We start from the raw sequence: 2406 nt of genomic DNA, 5'->3' as shown, positions 1-2406 counted from the left end.
ACGTGGTAGAGGGCCTGGTCGAGGAGTTCGGCGACGTGGTGGTCGTAGAGGGCGTAGACGATCGAGCGTCCGCGTCGTTCGCCGGTGACAAGGCCGAGGTTGCGCAGGAGGCGGAGTTGGTGGGAGCAGGCTGACTGCTCCATGCCGGCGGCTTCCGCGAGTTCTCCGACGGCGCAGGGTCCTTCCTGGAGTCTGGCGAGGATCCGCAGCCGGGAGGGGGTGGCGAGGGCCTGCAGGGTGGCGGCGACGTCGTCGGTGCCGACCGCGTCGAGCCGTTCGCGGGGGGTGGTGGTGTTGCGGTTGTCGACTCCGTGGCCCATGGTGCCATCCTAGCGAGAACACATGAACGCCTGTTCATTTGTTCCTGTAACGTGCTGCCGCAACCGCTCACCGAGAACGGAAGGGGTCTGTTTGTCATGCCCTCAGCCTTGTTGTCCGCTCCGGCGCGGCCCGTGCCGCGCCCGGGACCCGCGCCTCGGCGCACCCGGCTGTTCGCGTTGTCGGAGGTGCGCTGGGCCGCCGCGGCCACGCTGGCGTTCCTGGTCGCCCTGCCGCTCCACCTGCTCGGCGCGCCCGCCTGGTCGTGGGCGCCGCTGTACGTCGTGGTGTACCTGGCCGGCGGTTGGGAACCGGCCTGGTCGGGCCTGCGCGCGCTGCGCGAACGGACGCTGGACGTCGACCTGTTGATGATCGTGGCGGCGATCGGCGCGCTGGCCGTCGGGGAGGTGCGGGACGGCGCCCTGCTCATCGTCATCTTCGCCACCTCGGGCGCGTTGGAGGCCCTGGCCACCGCCCGCACCGAGGACTCGGTGCGGGGGCTGCTCGATCTGGCGCCGAGCACCGCCACCCGGCTGACCGCGGACGGAGCCGAGGAGGTCGTGCGCGCCGAGGAGCTCGCGGTGGGCGAGGTGATCCTCGTCCGGCCCGGTGAGCGGGTGGGCGCCGACGGCCGGGTGGTGGCCGGGTCCAGCGACGTCGACCAGGCCACCATCACCGGTGAGCCGCTGCCGGCGGCCAAGGGCGTGGGCGACGAGGTGTTCGCGGGCACGCTCAACGGCACCGGGACGCTGCGGGTGCGGGTCGAGCGGGAGCCCGCCGACTTCGTGGTGGCGCGGATCGTCGCGATGGTGGCCGAGGCGTCCGAGACGAAGGCGCCGACCCAGTTGTTCGTCGAGCGTATCGAGCAGCGGTACTCGGTTGGCATGGTCGTCGCCACCCTCGCCGTGTTCGGCGTGCCGTTCGCGCTGGGCGCGGAGTTCTCCGAGGCGCTGCTGCGGGCGATGACGTTCATGATCGTCGCGTCGCCGTGTGCCGTGGTGCTGGCGACGATGCCGCCGCTGCTGTCGGCCCTGGCCAACGCGGGGCGGCACGGCGTGCTGGTGAAGTCCGCGGTGGTGATGGAGCGCTTGGGGCAGATCGACACGGTCGCGCTCGACAAGACCGGCACGCTCACCGAGGGCAGCCCGCGGCTGACGGACCTGCGGCCGGTGCCGGGCGCCGGACTGGAGGAGGCGGCGCTGCTGGCGCTCGCGGCGGCGGCCGAGCGTCCCAGCGAGCACCCGGTGGGGCGGGCGGTCGTCGCGGCGGCCGTCGAGCGCGGCGTGGACCTGGCGGAGGCGACGGACTTCCTGGCCAGGCCGGGCGTCGGCGTGCGGGCCACGGTCGCGGGGCGGGAGGTGGCGGTCGGCGCGCCGGCCCGGCTGCCGGAGGAGGGCGACGGGCGCGACGCCGAGCAGGGCGAGGCGGTCCGGCGGCTGGTGGCCGAGGTGGAGGCGCGGGGCCGGACGGCGGTGGTGGTGGCCGTCGACGGCACGGCGGTGGGCGTGCTCGGGGTCGCCGACCGGGCGCGCGCCGACGCCGCCCGCGCGGTGCGCGGCCTCAACGAGCTGACCGGAGCCGCCCCCACCCTGCTGACCGGCGACAATCCGCGGGCGGCCGCCGTGCTGGCGGACGAGGTCGGGATCGACGACGTGCGCGCCGGGCTGCTGCCGCAGGACAAGGTCGCGGCGGTGCGGGAGTGGGAGCGGGCCGGGAAGCGGGTCCTGCTGGTCGGCGACGGGGTGAACGACGCGCCGGCGCTGGCCGCCGCCGACACCGGTGTGGCGATGGGCAGGGCCGGCTCGGACCTGGCGTTGGAGACGGCGGACGCGGTGGTGGTGCGGGACGAGTTGGCGGCCGTGCCCGCGGTCGTGGCGCTCTCCCGGGCGGCCCGGCGGCTGGTCGTGCAGAACCTGGTCATCGCGGGGACGTTCATCGTCGTGCTGGTCGCCTGGGACCTGCTGTGGCATCTGCCGCTGCCGCTGGGCGTGCTGGGTCACGAGGGGTCGACCGTGCTGGTGGGGCTGAACGGCCTGCGGCTGCTGCGGGAGGCCGCCTGGCGGCGCGCGGCGGCGTCCGCCGCATCCG

At 75.0% G+C, this 2406-nt stretch carries 2 protein-coding genes; one reads left to right on the top strand and one right to left on the bottom strand.

The genetic code is table 11. The features are described from left to right. Positions 1 to 320: ArsR/SmtB family transcription factor (locus tag GL263_RS25130; RefSeq protein ID WP_182858035.1), on the bottom strand; the 320-nt coding region annotated here is incomplete at its 3' end. 96 nt (positions 321 to 416) lie between these two features. Between GL263_RS25130 and GL263_RS25125 the strand changes: the two genes are divergently transcribed. Further along, the coding region (locus GL263_RS25125) for a heavy metal translocating P-type ATPase (RefSeq protein WP_182858034.1) at positions 417 to 2406 on the top strand (1990 nt) is incomplete at its 3' end.

Origin of the sequence: Streptomyces durbertensis, assembly GCF_014156695.1 — a bacterium.
GTDB lineage: Bacteria > Actinomycetota > Actinomycetes > Streptomycetales > Streptomycetaceae > Streptomyces > Streptomyces durbertensis.
The sequence above is the reverse complement of the archived record's forward strand: the minus strand, read 5'-3'. Positions and strand labels throughout refer to the sequence as shown.